The 13,671-nt window shown below is 69.2% G+C and carries 14 protein-coding genes; all 14 read left to right on the top strand.

The features are described 5' to 3' along the window. Positions 1 to 49 precede the first annotated feature (49 nt). The gene (locus tag AB0M79_RS28625; RefSeq protein WP_364219325.1) at positions 50 to 838 is read left to right on the top strand and encodes a class I SAM-dependent methyltransferase; all 789 of its coding nucleotides are present in this window, start codon (positions 50 to 52) and stop codon (positions 836 to 838) included. A gap of 133 nt (positions 839 to 971) precedes the next feature. Next, positions 972 to 2,006: an ABC transporter substrate-binding protein gene (locus AB0M79_RS28620; RefSeq protein WP_364219322.1), complete on the top strand. Its 1,035-nt coding sequence runs from the start codon at positions 972 to 974 to the stop codon at positions 2,004 to 2,006. Between the two features lie 510 nt (positions 2,007 to 2,516). Beyond that, positions 2,517 to 3,047, top strand: coding sequence for a hypothetical protein (locus AB0M79_RS28615; RefSeq protein ID WP_364219319.1), 531 nt, complete (start codon positions 2,517 to 2,519; stop codon positions 3,045 to 3,047). Further along, positions 3,044 to 4,483, top strand: coding sequence for an amino acid permease (locus AB0M79_RS28610; RefSeq protein WP_364219316.1), 1,440 nt, complete (start codon positions 3,044 to 3,046; stop codon positions 4,481 to 4,483). Before AB0M79_RS28615 ends, AB0M79_RS28610 begins: the two co-directional genes overlap by 4 nt. Positions 4,484 to 4,505: 22 nt before the next feature. Beyond that, entirely contained in the window at positions 4,506 to 5,222 is a 717-nt protein-coding gene (locus tag AB0M79_RS28605) for a hypothetical protein (RefSeq protein WP_364219313.1), read from the top strand. Beyond that, positions 5,219 to 6,367, top strand: coding sequence for a histidine decarboxylase (locus AB0M79_RS28600; protein WP_364219310.1), 1,149 nt, complete (start codon positions 5,219 to 5,221; stop codon positions 6,365 to 6,367). Before AB0M79_RS28605 ends, AB0M79_RS28600 begins: the two co-directional genes overlap by 4 nt. A gap of 627 nt (positions 6,368 to 6,994) precedes the next feature. Next, positions 6,995 to 7,465 (top strand): hypothetical protein, encoded by a 471-nt coding sequence (locus AB0M79_RS28595; protein ID WP_364219307.1) that lies wholly within the window; start codon positions 6,995 to 6,997, stop codon positions 7,463 to 7,465. 73 nt (positions 7,466 to 7,538) lie between these two features. After that, a complete protein-coding gene (locus tag AB0M79_RS28590) occupies positions 7,539 to 7,904 on the top strand; it encodes a hypothetical protein (protein WP_364219304.1) in 366 nt (121 codons plus the stop codon). Positions 7,905 to 8,027: 123 nt separating this feature from the next. Beyond that, positions 8,028 to 9,356: a Scr1 family TA system antitoxin-like transcriptional regulator gene (locus AB0M79_RS28585; RefSeq protein ID WP_364219301.1), complete on the top strand. Its 1,329-nt coding sequence runs from the start codon at positions 8,028 to 8,030 to the stop codon at positions 9,354 to 9,356. Beyond that, positions 9,353 to 10,432 (top strand): DUF6086 family protein, encoded by a 1,080-nt coding sequence (locus tag AB0M79_RS28580; protein WP_364219298.1) that lies wholly within the window; start codon positions 9,353 to 9,355, stop codon positions 10,430 to 10,432. Before AB0M79_RS28585 ends, AB0M79_RS28580 begins: the two co-directional genes overlap by 4 nt. A 343-nt stretch (positions 10,433 to 10,775) precedes the next feature. Next, complete coding sequence (locus AB0M79_RS28575) at positions 10,776 to 11,462, top strand: DUF981 family protein (protein ID WP_364219295.1); 687 nt, start codon at positions 10,776 to 10,778, stop codon at positions 11,460 to 11,462. Beyond that, on the top strand, positions 11,459 to 11,833 hold the full coding sequence (locus AB0M79_RS28570; protein WP_364219292.1) for a hypothetical protein: 375 nt from the start codon (positions 11,459 to 11,461) through the stop codon (positions 11,831 to 11,833). Before AB0M79_RS28575 ends, AB0M79_RS28570 begins: the two co-directional genes overlap by 4 nt. A gap of 371 nt (positions 11,834 to 12,204) precedes the next feature. After that, positions 12,205 to 13,362: a methyltransferase, FxLD system gene (gene fxlM, locus AB0M79_RS28565; protein WP_364219289.1), complete on the top strand. Its 1,158-nt coding sequence runs from the start codon at positions 12,205 to 12,207 to the stop codon at positions 13,360 to 13,362. 51 nt (positions 13,363 to 13,413) lie between these two features. Next, entirely contained in the window at positions 13,414 to 13,587 is a 174-nt protein-coding gene (locus AB0M79_RS28560) for an FxLD family lanthipeptide (RefSeq protein ID WP_357529107.1), read from the top strand. Positions 13,588 to 13,671 lie beyond the last annotated feature (84 nt).

Below are 13,671 nucleotides of genomic sequence, written 5' to 3'. Positions count from 1 at the left end.
CTGCGCGTGTGGCCCTTCCGGGTTGGACATCTTCTGTGGGGAGGCTGCTATGACGGTTGTGCAGTATGCGCTGGACAACGCCAAGGTGACGGCGAGTCCGATGTTGGACTGCCTGTCGGAGATCCTGGATGAGGAGACGACGGGGCTGCTGGGGCGGTTGCCGTTGGTGCCGACGGGCCGGTACTGGGTGCCGGCGGCGGGGAACGGGTCGGTGGCACGATGGCTCGCGAGGACGCTGGGGCCGACCGCCGAGGTGGTGGCGTCGGACGCTGACCCCCGCCACATTCCGCAGGTGGACGGTTTGCGGGTGGTGCGGCGTGACGACGTCGCCGACGGGCCGCTGCCGGGGGAGTGGGACGGTATTCCGCTGCGGTTGTTCGCCGCGCACACGTCGGCTCGGGTTGAGCTGGTGCACCGGTACGCGTCTGTTCTTCGGCCGGGTGGGGTGTTGGTGGATCAGGAGTGGGGGGTGTGGAGCGGTTTCGTTCAGCACAGTCCCTACGCCGACGCGCACGATGTCTACGAGCACTACCAGGAGGCGCTGCGGCGTGTGTTCGACGCCCGGGGTAATGACGCGACCTGGTCGGTGAAGGCGGCCGAGGTGTTCGAGGCGGCCGGGCTGGTGGACGTGCGTACGACGGTCAGCGCCCGCTCGTGGCCTGGTGGCAGTGCGGGGTGTCGGCTGGTGGTGGTCGTGGCGGCCGAGCTGCGCGAGCAGTTGATCGCCCAGGGGGCGGATCCGGGATTGTTGGACCGGTTGCCGGAGATCATGCATGACCCGGAGACGGTCGTGATCGGTAACGCGACCTGGACCACGGTCGGGTTCGCGCCGGCGTAGCCGGCACCTCCTTCCTTTCCTCGCTCAACCTTTTCCTTCCTCGAGCGCCGGCGGGCGGTCCATGGATTGGGTCGTCCGGTGGTTCCTCGCACCCCTTGCAGGCTCGTTTTGACCGATAAGGACACATTTTCTGATGTTGTGGAGACGGATAGCGGCGACCACCGCCGCTGTGGTGACGGTGGCCGGGGCGGCGGGCTGCGCCGACAGCCGCCCCGACGCCCAGCCGGGCGGTGTGGTCGAGGTGACGGTCCTGACCGGGTTCGGTAGCCAGCCGCAGGACGCCGCGCTGCTGATGGCCGACGCCAACGGCCACTTCGACCGGGCGGGGCTGAAGGTCACCGTCCGGCCGGGGAAAGGGACCGGGGACAACATCGCGGTCATGCTCGGCGGTCAGGCCGACTTCGCGGTCGTCGACCTGACCGGCGCGATCATCCAGATCCCGAAGATCGCGCAGGGCGGGATCCGGGCGGTCGCGGCGATCTACCAGAAGAGCATCTCGACCATCACGACCCTGCCCGGCAGGGGCATCGACCGACCCACGGACCTGGAGGGCAAGACCGTCGGGTTCCAGCCCGGCGGGGTCAACCACACCCTTTTCCCGGCGTACGCGGCAAGGGCCGGGATCGACGCCTCGAAGGTCAGGTGGCAGCAGATGCCGCCGGCGCAGATCCGTGCCAACCTCGCCGCAGGGAGGGTCGACGCGGTCACCGAGACCGTGATCGGCACCCCGGGCGTGCGGGCCCTGGCCAAGGCCGAGCCGGTCGTGCTGCCGTACGGCGATGTCCTGTCCGACCTGTACGGCAACGTACTGATCACCTCCACCGACACCATCGCCGCCGACCCGGACCTCGTCGCACGGTTCCGCGCAGCCTTCCTTCAGGGCCTGGAGGACACGATCAGCGATCCCGCCGCCGCGGCGGCGGTCTTCGTGCAGAAGAACTCGGGCTTCGAAGCCGGCCCGGCGGCCGAGGAGATCAGCCAGATGCAGGCATACGTCCGCGCCGGCGGGGTCGAGATCGGCACCCTCGACCCACACCGGGTGATGCAGAGCATCGCGCTACTCCAAGGCGTCGGCGCGGTCCCAGGCGAGCTGCAACTTCGTCCCGAAGACGTCGTCCACATCCCCTGCGAGCCCGGTGTGGTCGCGGGCCGGACCTGCACCGCCTGACACGCCCGCCGCCCGTGGTGGGCCGGGCATGGACCCGAGACTGCCCGGCCCACCACCACCCCGGCCAGCGAACACGAAGGACCGTGATGACCGTCCAGCCCATCCCGACCACCGCGCCCCGCCGTCCCACGACCGGTGACTTCGCCTCTGGTCGCGCGGACTACGCGCACCCGCGTCGCCGGCCCACCACGCGCCAGCCCAGTGTGCGGCCTGCACCGGAGCGTGTGCCGCGTCGCGCTGCCCCCTGACGACCCGTTGGGGCATCCACCACCAACGCCTGTCCCGGTGGATGCACCAACGGGGTGGCAGGACGCGGCCCGCCCTGCCACCGCCTGCCGCTGGCCGGTGGGCGCCCCCAAGCCCACCGGCCGGCAGCCACCGGTAAACCCCCGGGGTGCGGGCCACCTCCTCGGCCCGCACCCCGGGTCCGGTCGCCCCTTTTCCGAGCCGACCACCGGCCAATTCCTCCGACCGTTGTCCAGTCCGCCCTCCCCACGGAGAACCACCGCCATGGACGCACCCCGCTGGCCGGCCAACCCCAGCGAACCCGACCCCGACCCCGGCGAACGCCGTAAGTTGCCGCCGCGCCGCTGGCCGGCGCTACCGCCCGAGCCGCCGAGGGAAGGGTTTGCGGTGCGCAGGGACTGGCCCGACGGCACCCACACCTACGTCGGCCTGAGCCGCACGGTCGAGCAGGCGCGGGGCCGGCTCGCTCGTGATCGTGACTACTGGCGACTGGGTCCGCTGCGTCCTGCGGCCTGGTCGGTCGTCTCGATCACCCGCTACGAGATGAACGCGCACTACAACCAGACCGGCTGCCGCTCGCTGGAGTGCCCTGTCGGCATCCCGGATCAGGTGTCGGGCGGCCCGGACCCTGCCGAACCACCGGAGAAGCCTGCCGCGTCGGTGGGTGGCCGCCGGTGGTCGCTGCGTGCGCTGCTACGACGGCTGATCAACCGGCGTGTTGACCGGCGCGTGGCGCACCCACGCGCGTTCTGGCGTCCCCTCGTCCAGGCCGTAGTCGGGCAGGTGCGGGTATGACTCAGTCCGCGTTGGCGCGCAAGACGATCGGCACGCTCGGCTTGACGGGGGCTGGTGTCTCGGCGTCGTCTCCGGTCACGGTCGTCGCGGGCGGGATCGTCGCCACCTACGCCAGCACCGGCGTCGCCGGGCTCCCTCTCGCGGTGGTGCTCCTCGGGGGCGCGCTACTGCTGCTGACGGTCGGCTACCTCGCCCTGGCCGCCCGCACCGGCCAGGCAGCGACCTTCTACGGTGTCCTGGCCGACGGGCTGGGCCGGGCGGCGGGTGTGAGTGGCGCGTTCGTGGCGGTCGTCGCCTACTACGCCATCCAGATCAGCCTGTACGGCCTGTTCGGGGCGGTCGTCGCGGCCAGCGTCGGCGGCCTGTGGTGGGTGTGGGCCACCATCGGGTGGGCGGCGGTCGCGGTCGCCGGGATCCGGCAGATCACCGCCGGCACCCGGATCATCGCCACCGTCCTGGCCTGCCAACTCCTCATCCTGATCCTGCTGGTGGCCACGGCGGTGACCAACCCGGCCGGCGGGCAGCTCACCGTGACAGGGTTCGACCCCTCGGCGCTGCTGGTCGACGGCTGGGGCGGTGTCCTGGCACTCTCGATCGCCGCGTTCATCGGGATCGAGTCACCGACCACGTACGCCGAAGAGGCACGCACTGGTCGCGCCGTCACGACCGCCGTACGAGCAGGGGTCATCGCCGCCGGGATCGGGTACGCGTTGTGCGCGTGGGCGGTCGGCGTCGCCGTCGGCCCCGACCAGGTCGGCGACCCGGCCGCGATGAGCGGGCAGCCGTGGCAGATCCTCGCCGCCCGGTACGGGCCGGTCCTGCCAGCGGTCGCCGGCCTGATTCTGGCCGCCGGGATCGTCACCGCGATGATCGCCCTGCATGGAGTGGCCGCCCGCTATATCTTCGCCCTGGGCCGTGACCGGGTCCTGCCTGCGATCCTCGGCGCCACCACCGCAGCCGGGGCACCGGTCGGCGGCTCACTGGCCCAGACCTTTGTAGCCGCCGCGGTCATCGCCGGCACCGCCTGGATCGGCGCCGATCCGATGCTGCTGTTCGCCTGGCTGTCCAGCCTCGCCGCGGTCGCCATCGTGGCGCTGCTGACCGCCACCAGCCTCGCGGCGATCGTTGTCGGCCTGCGTGAACGACGCACCTCGCACGGCGTGTGGACGTACGGCATCGGTCCCGCCCTCGGGGCGGTGGCGGGGGCATGCCTGCTGGCCGTGATGGTCGGCAACCTGCACCTGCTAGTCGGCATCGCCCCGCAATCGCCGCTGCGTCACGTCGTACCCGCCTGCGTCATCGCCGCCGCGGCGGCCGGGCTGGTCTGGGCCGCCGTCCTGCGCGACCGCCGCCCCGCCGTCTACGCGGCGATCGGTGCCGGCCGACCCGACCCGCTGACGGTCCCTGACCGGCGCCTGGCATCCCTGGAGCTGTAGAGCCATGACCCAGACACACGCCATGACCGAGACACCCACCACCGAACTCCAGGCCCTACGCGACGACCAGAACCCGGTCACCGAACCGGCGCCACCACAGGCCGGCATCGAGGCGGCGCGGGCCGCCGAGAGCGCAGCCGCCGAACTACGCAACGCGGTGGCGGACCGGTGGCGGAAGATGGCCGCCCTGTACGCCATGCACGCCCTCGACCGGCGCACCCGCGACCCGATCAGCCCCAACGCCTGCGCGTTCTTCTACCGGGAGCCGACCGGCCGGATCCGGATCGCGTCCCGGCTGCTGCTGGCCGGCCCCGAGGCCGACGACCTCGTCCCGTTGCTGCACCGGTTGACCACGATCGTGACCCGCCACGGCGCCGGCTACGACCCACGCGTAGCAATGTCGAACCGCGCCGAACGCATGGACGCGAAGTCGACCTGGCTCGGCCTCGCCGTGTCGACTCTGGACACGCCGGCGCGTGCGTGGGTCCAAACGGGCGAGGTCGGCACCTCCCTGGAGGTACCGGTGCGCGGCTTCGTACGCCTGGCCGACGGCACCCGGATCCTGGTCGGCCTCGCCGACAGCCGCCTCACTATCGCCGCCACACAGGGCCTGTCCGTCGCCGGCCAGGTCTACCGGCCCTGGCACTGGTCGCCGGACCTCACCCACGACCCCGACACCCGTCCTGTGTGGGAGGCGGTTGACCGGCTGCACGACACCATCCGGCGGCACCACCCATGACCACGACCCTGCCCACCCCTGATACGGCCGGCCGTGTCTCGATCGGCTACCCCGCCGCCACCGACTTCGACTTCGCAGAACTCGCACCGCTCATGGGCAGGAAGCTGCTCAACAACGTCGGCGACCCCTACACCGACGGCGCCAGCCCCGGTCACACCAAGCCCGCCGAACGGCAGGTGGTCGAGATCCTCGCCGACCTGTTCCGAGCCGGCGACCACAGGTGGGGCTACGTCACCACCGGCGCCACCGAAGGCAACCTCTGGGCACTCCGAGAAGCCCGCAGACGGTATCCGGACGGGCTTGTTATCCACACCACCGCCGCCCACTACTCGGTACCGAAGGCCGTCGACCTGCTCGCGATGCCATCGGTTGTCGTGGCCACCGACGACCGCGGCGAGATGGACTACACCGACCTCCGCCGACGCCTCACGAAGCATCCCGGCCGGTCGGCGCTTGTTGTCGCGACCGCTGGTACGACCATGACCGAGGCATGTGATGACCTGCGTCAGATCACCGCCGTGCTCGACGACATCGGTGTTCCCGCGCGGTACGTGCACGTCGATGCCGCGCTCGCCGGGATACCCCTGGCACTGCTCGAACCCGACCAGCGGCCCGGCTTCGACCTCGCCGACGGCGCCAACAGTATCGTCGTCTCCGGCCACAAATTCCTCGGCACCCCCATGCCGTGCGGCGTCCTGGTCACCACCGCCGCAGCCCCGACCCAGGCACCCGTGTCCTACATCGGCAGCCCGGACACCACCATCACCGGCAGCCGAAACGGACACGCACCCCTGATCCTGCGCGCCGCCCTACAACGACACGGCCTGACCGGGCTACGGCACCGCGCCGAACAGGCCCGCGCCCTCGCCGCACACACCGTTGACCGGCTGACCGAGATCGGCTGGCCCGCCCGGCGCAACCAGCACGCCTTCACCGTCGTCCTCGATCGTCCACCACCACCCGCCGTCGCCGCCCGCTGGTCGATCCCGACCGAGAACCGGCGCAGTCACATCGTGTGCATGCCTGGCCTCACCCAGCACGATCTCGACCGGTTCGTCAACGAACTCCGCAACGCCACCCGCCGCCAGCAACGAGCCATACCCCGCCAGAGAACAGCCATCGGGTACCGCACAAGCGACCCCTGACCGTGGTGCCCGCCAAGGGACGACCGGGTTCCTCCGGCCAGCCGTCCCTTCCCCGCCCCACCACCGCCAACCCGGGGGCGGGGCCACCGTGCGCCGCAGCCAGGGGAGGGCAGCGGCGCACCGGCCGGCGGCGACCCGACGGGGCCGCCGCCGGCCACCCAACCCCTCACACAGCGCCGCGACCAGCGCCACCAGCACCGACAACCGCACACACCAAAGGACCTCAGCCGCCATGACCCGCCAACCCGACAACCCGCCGCATCACCGGCCCGCGATCCAGATCACGGCCCTGACCACGGCCGCTGTACTCATCCTGGCCACCACAACGTCCTGCGCCAACCAGACCATCACCCGGACACCGACCCGGCCAACGCCACACCAGCCACCACCACTACAAACCCGGCACCGACACCGACCACAGCGGGTGAACACCTGCTCGCCATCGCTGACCAGATCACCGCCGTACCCGCCGACGCCCATCCCGGCCCCTACACCCACACCCACATCCAGCTTTGGGCACGAGCAACCCGGTCGGTCATACCGTTCGACATCCGAACGTGGCGACACCCCGACGGCTCCGCGACCATCCACGAGCGCCGCCTGCCCGACCGGCCAGGGCTGACGGTCATGCCGGACGGCTCCGACCGCGACAACCTGGCCGCCGCCCCGGTCAGGATCGACACCCGCCCGGCCAGCCAGGTCCCGGCCGCCGCGGCCGAGCCGATCGCCCCCGACCCCGCCGGTCTGCTCCACCAGCTACACACGACCTCGCCACCACGAGGCGGCCCCACCCGGCTCCTCACCGCCGTCGGCGACCTCGCCCGCGACCACTACCTCGACCACCCACAACGCGCCGCCGTACTACACATCCTGGCCGACATCCCCGGCATCGAATATCAGCCCGCCGCCACCGACATCGCCGGCCGCACCGGCATCCGCGTCCAGGTCAGCGACAGCCACGGCACCACCGCACTGATCATCAACCCCGGCACCGGCGAACTGCTCGCCCTGACCGAAACCGTCACCACCAACCCACCCGGCCTGTGGCAGTACCTGCTCATCGTGACCCGCGACCGCGTCGACCGAATCCCCGACTAGCCACACCACCACCGCCCCCGGACACGTGCGTCCACCACATTCGGGCCGTCACCTACGACCAGCAGAGGCCAGCATGCCGACAGACCACACTCGATCCGCCGAGCCCGGGTCCGACCAACCCGCGATCGTCACCGATCAGCCGCTCCTGCTCGGCGACGGCCGCCTGGTCGCCCCACGACACATCGGCGGCGAATACAGCCTGTGCGAACTGCTGCACGAACCACGCAACAGCGAGCCGACGACGACCCGTGACGGCCTCGACCACCGCGGCTTCCGCCCCGTCGGCAGCCTCATCCCCGTCCCCAACACGGCCCTGGTCGACCACACCGCCACGGGCTCGAGCAGCGCATACCTGCTCGCCCTGGCCGCCGCCGGCATCCCCGCCCCGGCAACCGCCGCAGCATCAGATCCGCTCGCCCATCACCCGCGCCAGGCATAGCGCCGATTTCACGGGTGGTCGGCGGTCGTCACCGAGGTCGGCGGCGGGTTTGAGGGACCCCAGACACCGCCGGCCACACCCAGCCCGCCCCTGGAAAAGCCCATCTCCTCAAGGAGCAGTGTCGTGCCATACAAGCGGCCGCCGACCAGCCTGCGCGCACGATGGCTGGCCGAGCAGATGCGCCGCCTGCGCAAAGAACGCGGCGTCACCCTGAAGACCGCCAGCCGGCACCTCGGCATCGACCAGTCCGCCCTGGCCAGACGAGAAAAGGCCGAGTGGCCGTTCCTCGACGGGGTCGCCTCCCTACTCGACGTCTACCAGCTCACCAACGGTCGCCGCCGCACCACACTGCTGCACCTCGACGCACACGCACACCGACGCGACGCGTGGCATCGCGACGACATCCCGCCAAGTAACCCGGACCAGCAGGAGAACGCCGTGCCCTTCCCCGAACGTCACCGGCCCACCGTCCGTAGCCAGTGGCTGGCCGAACAACTCCGACAACTACGCGTCGACCGCCGGCTCACCCTGCAACAGGTCGGTACGCAGCTCGGCGTCGACTGGAGCAGCGTTGGCCGGTTCGAACGCGGCGAACTCAAACTCAAGTACGACATCGTCACCGCGCTGCTCGACCTCTACCACGTCTTCGACGACCGCCAGCGCGACCAGCTGTGTTCCCTCGCCCTGGACGCCCGCCACGGCGACCACTGGGACGTCGACTTCGGCGACGAACTGGACTACCGCCCCTACGTCAACCTCGCCTGGCTCGAAACCCGCGCCACCTGCATCCGTTACTACGCCACCACCCGCATCCCCGACCTGCTCCAAACCCCCGAATACGCCGCCCGCCTTATCCAAACCCAGATGGGCATCCGCCACCCCACCCCCGAACACCAGGCCGCCGTCGCCGCCCACGCCGCCCGCCGCACCGCGTTCCACGAGGGGAAGACCCGGCTGTCCGCCGTGATCACCGAAACCGCCCTACGAACCCAGATCGGCGACACCCACCTGGCAGAGCAGCAACTCGCCCACCTGCACGCACTCGCCAACCAGCCCCGCTACACCATCCGCGTCCTACCCGACCAGCACGAGACCGCCGCACGCTACGACACCCCGTTCACCGTCTTCGACATGCCCGACCCCTACCCACCCGTCGCCGTCACCCACAGCCTCGCCGGCCGCCTCTACCTCGAACACCCCCGCAGCCTGCGCTTCACCGTCGCCCACAACCACCTCCACACCGCCGCCCACGACCTCGTCCCTGACGCGGCCAACCCACCCACCCCGCCGAACGAGACCGCGGGCCGTGCCGCGACCACAGCGGCCCCGCGCACCACGAACGGCACCGCCACCGCCCGCACGCAGCCGAACCCGATCCATCCACGCGCCACCGACGCACACCACACGCTGCCTACTCCGATACCAGCCCGGACCAGGACGGCAAACCGATGAGCCAGTCCTTCCAGACCACCGACGGCAAGACGCTGTGGAAACCGTCCAACTCGATGGCGGCCCTGTTCGCCGGGACAGCGCAGACCCTCGCCCAGATCACGGCCACCCCCTCGGGTATCGCACCGCCAAGCCAGAACGAGCATGTCGTCGACTTGGAGCAGTTCGTCGTCTTCGTCGCCGCCGTCACCCGCTGGTACGACGCCACCCGCCACGACTGCCGGCACGCCCTGGCCGCCGGCTGGCTCTCCGTAGCCCGCGCCAAGCTCCTCGGCGAGACGCCACTACCCGGCCACACCGACATCCACGTCACCGACCACAACCACAGCGCGGCGATCGACCACACCGCACGGCTCACCGACTACGTCCGCGGCTTCCTCACCTGGGAACCCACCCGGTGGCCAACCGATCCGTTCGGGGCTGAGTTCCTCGCCGACTACCTCGACACCGCCCGCACCCGACTACGCGAGGAGGGCATCGACTACATTCCGACCTTCTTCGGTGGCGGGTACGACATCGACCTGCGCGGCGCGATCCTCGACGGCATTTCCCTGGACGACGCCTGGCTGTGCGACTGCAACCTCGAAGGCGTCTCACTACGCGACGCCCGCCTCTACAAGGCCAACCTCACCCAAGGACGCCTCGACCACGCCGACCTCACCGGCGCCTTCCTCCGCAAAACCGACCTGTACAAGGTGTCCGCACGCGCCACCACCCTGCGCGCCGCCGACCTGCGCGGCATCTCCGCGTTCGACGCCGACCTCCGCGACGCCGACCTGTCCGGCGCCACCCTCCACCACGCCTCACTCAACGCCGCCGACCTACGCGGCGCCAACCTACGCACCGCCAGATTCGACAACGGATGGCTCAGCCTCGAAGACGCCAAAATCGCCGACGCCCGCTTCGACGGCGCCACCGGCTGCATCTGGGGACCATGCGACATCAGCGACACCAACAACCCCCACCTACTCGACAGCGCCGAGCTCGAGCAGTGGTTCACCGACAACCACCCCGACGCCCAGATCACCATCCGACGCACCCCACGCCGATCCACTGCCGCAGCATCAACGCCGCCGTGATCGACCACCGCGCTAAAACAATCCCCGATAGGCGACCACTACCAACCAGAGACAGGCCCGATACCTTCGGGCGCCGGCCAGAATGCCCTTCACTCTGCACGTCCGTTTCATCGACGGCTGCCCGATCGCACAGCATTGCCGCCCGCCGCCCTATTCAAGGGGAGTGAACAGGACGAAATCGGCAACCCAGTTCGGTTCCATGAAACAAGGTTCACTCGATCGTGGGCTTGAGCCATGGTCACACCGTGGCGAAGTCTAAAAAGATTCGGCCGATTTTCTGCCGCATTCCACGACAGGCATCTCGTCTTTACAGTCTGACTTACGCGAATCGAGGTCTCCAACCATGAACTCGTTCACCAGTATCATGGGCTTGTGTGCCGGAGCCGGCCTACTTCTCACCGTCGGAATAGGCTACAAGCTGGTCTGGCGTAGCGCGCCTGAGCAGGGGGCATCTCCAGCTCCACCCATATCCTGGGCGGGCTGGTCGATCACCCTCGCCGTCACCGGCGTCATTCTTACTGTTTCCGGCGGCGTCATGTATCTCTTCTATCCCCTCGACGTCCCCGGCGAACAGTCGAAGAATTTTATCTTCGGCGAACCGTCCGCAGTCTATGGTCTCCTACTCATCGCCACAGCCGCATATCTGTGGCGGCGCGGAAGCCACCTCACCCTCGACCGGATCTACGCCGTCCTGTCACCGATCGCTCTCCTCGTCGGAGGCATCGGCCTGGTCATGACATCCAACGCGGTCGGAGCCCTTGGTAACCAGATTTTCGAGACCGCGCCGGAATGCGAACCCGTCCTCGGCACCTGGCCCTCATGGATAATCGGCCCCGCGCTCACCACCATCATCACCATTCTTCCAGGGCTCGGCTGCCTCGCGTTCTCGGCCGCAGCATGGTCGCGAAAGCGGGCCGCTTGGCTCCTGTGTGGAGCAGCTTGGACTCTCGCGGGCATCGGACTGGTTGCCTTGGGGGTCTTCGTTCCCGGCGCGCACATCTTCATGGAATATTGCGCGTTGAGCCAATGAAACGCATTCGTCTGCACGCCTGGCGTGGGAGTCACTACATCGGTGCGGCAGAGCTGCTTACCGCGCTCGGTCGGATCACTGCCGAACTGTCATGGGAGCTGCAGATCGACGAAGTCGCACCCGGCCCAACAGGCGCAAGAATAGAGGCGCTTACACGGCAGTCGCGAGTTCGCACACGTGCACTGATAGTCGCCGCCTTTCCCGACGGTCAAATCATCGACGGCGAACTGCGCGGATACGTCGATGGCGACGCCGGCGAACCGTATATAATTCTGCGAGCTGTGGATAGTGCCGACTGGGACATTGAATGCGTCGACCCGCAGGTGTACGGCGCACTCAAGATCGCACTTCCCGACTCAGTCGATGCCTAGCTCGAAGCCAGATCGAATTGGGTTTCGGCTGACGCACGCAGTGGGCCGGGATGTCGGCGCGTACTGAGCGGCTATCATCTTGCGAGCGGTTGCTTTTTGAGGCCATCCAAAGTGTAATGGGCTCTCGGATCGACGTCGGCCGGCTCCTGCCGGTTCCATGGTCGCTTAACCGCCGCGTACATGCATGACGCAACCTCCACGCCATCGACAGCGAGCGCTTGGCCGATGCGGCACTGTCTGCTTGCGGCCTGAGGCTCGACGGAACAGGAAGGGTATCCCCGGCAATGCGGAATCACCTACCAATCAGTACCGGACCGGACGGTCCGCAGCGTTTAGAGGAAGGATCGCCGGACGGCCCGTACAGGGCCGCGATGGTCGACCAGCTCGTCGCGGCGGGCTCGATCCGCTCGGCCGCCGTCGAGCGCGCGTTTCGGGTGGTTCCTCGGCACGCCTTCGCGCCTGGGGTACCGCTCGTGCAGGCGTATGCCCAGGACATCGTCGTGGTGAAGCGCGACGACTACGGGCGGACGATCAGTAGCGTCAGCGCTCCGGGTATCCAGGCTATGCAACTGGAGCAGGCTGGGATCAAGCCCGGGGAACGCTGTCTGGAGATCGGTTCCGGCGGCTACAACGCGGCGCTGATGGCCGAGGTGACCGGGGGCGAGGGCTCGGTGACCACCATCGACATCGACCCGGATGTGATAAACCGGGCCAGGACCTTCCTGGCGGAGGCCGGGTACGCCGGTGTTGAGGCGGCTTGTGTGGACGGGGAGGACGGATACGCCCCGAACGCGCCGTACGACAAGATCATTGTCACGGTGGGCTCGTGGGACGTCCCGCCGGCGTGGACGGATCAGCTCGCGCCGGGCGGCACGATCACGGTTCCGCTGCGCATGCGCGGCCACACCCGGTCGCTGGTGCTTCGTCGTGATGGGGATCGTCTGGTCAGTGAGTCGGCGCAGGTCTGTGGCTTCGTCTCGATGCAGGGCCTGGGCGGGCATGCCGAGCGGCTGCTCAAGCTGCACGGCGACATGATCGGGCTCCGGTTCGATGACGGCGGTGTGCCGTCTGATCCCAGCGTGCTCGACGGCGTGCTCGATACACCGCGGGCAGAGGTGTGGTCGGGTGTCGTGGTTGGTCGGATGGAGCCGTTCGACACGCTCCATCTCTGGCTTGCCCGGTTGGACGGCTACTGCCTCATGTCGGTGGACAGGCGGCTGGACAGCGGCGTCGTCAGTCCTCAGAACAAGATGGCCTGCCCGGCGCTGATCGACGCAGGCAGCCTCGCCTACCTCGCGATCCGTCGGTTGGGCGACGCCGAGGTCGAGTTCGGCGCCCACGGGTACGGCCCGGATGGCGCCGCCGTGGCCGAGACCCTCGTCGAGGAGTTGCGTGCCTGGGACCAGGACCACCGTGGTGGGCCTGGTCCGCGCATCGCTGTCTACCCGATCAGCACCCCGGACGCCGAGCTGCCGCCCGGTCTGGTGATCGACAAGCGGCATCGCCGCGTCGTTGTCTCCTGGCCCTGACTTGCCAGCAGGGCCAGGACGTCACACATCCCTACGAGTAAGGAGGCACAGATGGTCCCGGTAACGCAGGACGCGCTCGACATCGAGTTCGTGCTCGACACGCGGGTCGTGGAGGCCGCAGAGCCGCACGCCGAGCTGCTGCGCAGCACCAGTGACAACTGCGGCAGCACGTGTCAGGGCACCGCCTGCACCAGTTTCACCGACGACCCGGCACCGAGCGCCTAACGCACAAGCGAAGCGTCGGGGTGATGCCGCCGGCATCACCCCGACGCCCGTCAAGGTCGTCCTGTACCTGGCCGGCACCATCGA

This window comes from Polymorphospora sp. NPDC051019 (assembly GCF_040683055.1).
GTDB classification, from domain to species: domain Bacteria; phylum Actinomycetota; class Actinomycetes; order Mycobacteriales; family Micromonosporaceae; genus Polymorphospora; species Polymorphospora lycopeni.
Note: the sequence above shows the minus strand (reverse complement) of the source record. Positions and strands in the feature narration are given on the sequence as shown.

What these genes read in the sequence shown, in the direction of transcription:
- AB0M79_RS28625 (WP_364219325.1), top strand. Translation starts at nt 50, where the DNA reads ATGACGGTTGTGCAGTATGCGCTGGACAACGCCAAGGTGACGGCGAGT.
- AB0M79_RS28620 (WP_364219322.1), top strand. Translation starts at nt 972, where the DNA reads ATGTTGTGGAGACGGATAGCGGCGACCACCGCCGCTGTGGTGACGGTG.
- AB0M79_RS28615 (WP_364219319.1), top strand. Translation starts at nt 2,517, where the DNA reads ATGGACGCACCCCGCTGGCCGGCCAACCCCAGCGAACCCGACCCCGAC.
- AB0M79_RS28610 (WP_364219316.1), top strand. Translation starts at nt 3,044, where the DNA reads ATGACTCAGTCCGCGTTGGCGCGCAAGACGATCGGCACGCTCGGCTTG.
- AB0M79_RS28605 (WP_364219313.1), top strand. Translation starts at nt 4,506, where the DNA reads ATGACCGAGACACCCACCACCGAACTCCAGGCCCTACGCGACGACCAG.
- AB0M79_RS28600 (WP_364219310.1), top strand. Translation starts at nt 5,219, where the DNA reads ATGACCACGACCCTGCCCACCCCTGATACGGCCGGCCGTGTCTCGATC.
- AB0M79_RS28595 (WP_364219307.1), top strand. Translation starts at nt 6,995, where the DNA reads ATGCCGGACGGCTCCGACCGCGACAACCTGGCCGCCGCCCCGGTCAGG.
- AB0M79_RS28590 (WP_364219304.1), top strand. Translation starts at nt 7,539, where the DNA reads ATGCCGACAGACCACACTCGATCCGCCGAGCCCGGGTCCGACCAACCC.
- AB0M79_RS28580 (WP_364219298.1), top strand. Translation starts at nt 9,353, where the DNA reads ATGAGCCAGTCCTTCCAGACCACCGACGGCAAGACGCTGTGGAAACCG.
- AB0M79_RS28575 (WP_364219295.1), top strand. Translation starts at nt 10,776, where the DNA reads ATGAACTCGTTCACCAGTATCATGGGCTTGTGTGCCGGAGCCGGCCTA.
- AB0M79_RS28570 (WP_364219292.1), top strand. Translation starts at nt 11,459, where the DNA reads ATGAAACGCATTCGTCTGCACGCCTGGCGTGGGAGTCACTACATCGGT.
- fxlM (WP_364219289.1), top strand. Translation starts at nt 12,205, where the DNA reads ATGGTCGACCAGCTCGTCGCGGCGGGCTCGATCCGCTCGGCCGCCGTC.
- AB0M79_RS28560 (WP_357529107.1), top strand. Translation starts at nt 13,414, where the DNA reads ATGGTCCCGGTAACGCAGGACGCGCTCGACATCGAGTTCGTGCTCGAC.